The organism is Clostridium sp. (assembly GCF_051654825.1).
Classification (GTDB): domain Bacteria; phylum Bacillota; class Clostridia; order Clostridiales; family Clostridiaceae; genus Clostridium.
Genome location: NZ_JBOFYU010000251.1, coordinates 1 through 1,508, shown reverse-complemented (window position 1 = coordinate 1,508; position 1,508 = coordinate 1). Strand labels below are relative to the sequence as shown.

2 protein-coding genes are annotated in these 1,508 nt (G+C 28.0%); one reads left to right on the top strand and one right to left on the bottom strand.

Annotated features, from left to right (window positions below):
* Positions 1-34 precede the first annotated feature (34 nt).
* Positions 35-904 (top strand): hypothetical protein, encoded by an 870-nt coding sequence (locus tag ACRDBA_RS15455; protein ID WP_291940522.1) that lies wholly within the window; start codon positions 35-37, stop codon positions 902-904.
* Between the two features lie 26 nt (positions 905-930).
* Here the strand turns inward: ACRDBA_RS15455 and ACRDBA_RS15450 are convergent.
* Positions 931-1,508, bottom strand: a 578-nt coding sequence (locus ACRDBA_RS15450) for a mechanosensitive ion channel family protein (protein WP_438506488.1), incomplete at its 5' end; no start/stop codon positions are given.

Sequence of the window (1,508 nt, the reverse complement as noted above, 5' to 3'; positions counted from 1 at the left end):
AATTTCTCCTTATGATATATTTTAGGAGGTTCTTTTGAAAAAAGCATTAATATTACTTATCACTTTTATTTTTAATAGTATTTTACTTATCTCTTCTGATAATTCTTTACAAGATAAATCTATGTTTCCTTTACTTGGAAACGAAGCTAGAGAGAGAGGTTATGAACTTCCAAATCCTTATGGAATAAATGTTATATATGTAGATATGAAACAAGATGTGGATATAAAAGCTTTAAATCTTACAGGTAAGTTATCACTTTTTGGTGGAAAACCTCTTGAATTAGGAAATATTATATCCGTTAAAGCTGATTCTGCTAAAACAGTTAATACTAACGAACTAGTTAAAGCCGATCTTTGGGTATTTCCTTTTTTAAATGTTTACGGAATTTTAGGAAAAACAAAAGGACATTCTACAGCTTTAGTTGATATTAATTTAGGAAATTCAACTATTTTAAAAAATTATGATTTTACTTTAAAATATGAAGGAATAACTTATGGAGTTGGAACTGTTCTAGCTGGAGGATATAAAGATTTCTTCTCTTTAATTGATTTTAACTACACTAGTACAAGTTTAGATATTATTGAAGGAAATATCTCAGCTTTTGTTATTTCTCCAAAAGTTGGTTATAACTTCAATTTTTATAACACTAAAAACTCTATTTGGATTGGAACTATGTATCAAAATATTACCCAAACTTTAAAAGGAGATATCAATAACCTTATAACATTTCCAAAAGGCATCAAAGTTAAAGATGGAAAATTTGAAGTAAAAGAGAGCACTTCATCTCCTTGGAACAATGTTATTGGTTTTAGAAGTGAGATAAATAAATCAGTTGAATTTACAACTGAAGTTGGTTTTGGAAAAAGAAAGAGTGTAACACTATCTTTAGGATATAGATTTTAAAAAAAAGCTGAATCTCTTCAGCTTTTTTATTTATCCACATTATTTAAATGAACATCCATTTGTGGGAATGGTATACTTATATTTTCTCTATCTAAAGCACCTTTTATGCCATTTAATGTTTCTTTATAAACTGTCCAATAATGCTCATTTGTTACCCAACCTTTTAAAGCAATATTTATAGAACTATCTGCATAAGCATCCACATGACTATATACTGGTGGATCTGTTAAAACTAAAGGATTATCTCTTAAAAGTTTTTCTAATGCCTCTCTAGCAATATCTAAATCTGCATCATAAGATACTCCTACTATAAACTTTAATCTTCTTATTGGCGTTTTTGTATAATTGATTACTTTGTTTGAAACAATAGATCCATTTGGTACTATCACTAAATCATTATTATGAGTTCTAACTGTAGTAGAGAAAATATCAATATCATGAACATATCCCATCTCTCCAGATATATTTACTTCATCTCCAACTTTATATGTTTTAAAAACAAGAACAATTATTCCACCTGCAAAATTTGATAGGTTATCCTTTAATGCTAAACCAACACCTATTCCCAATGTTCCAAAGAATGCAAGTAAGCTACTCTCTTTAA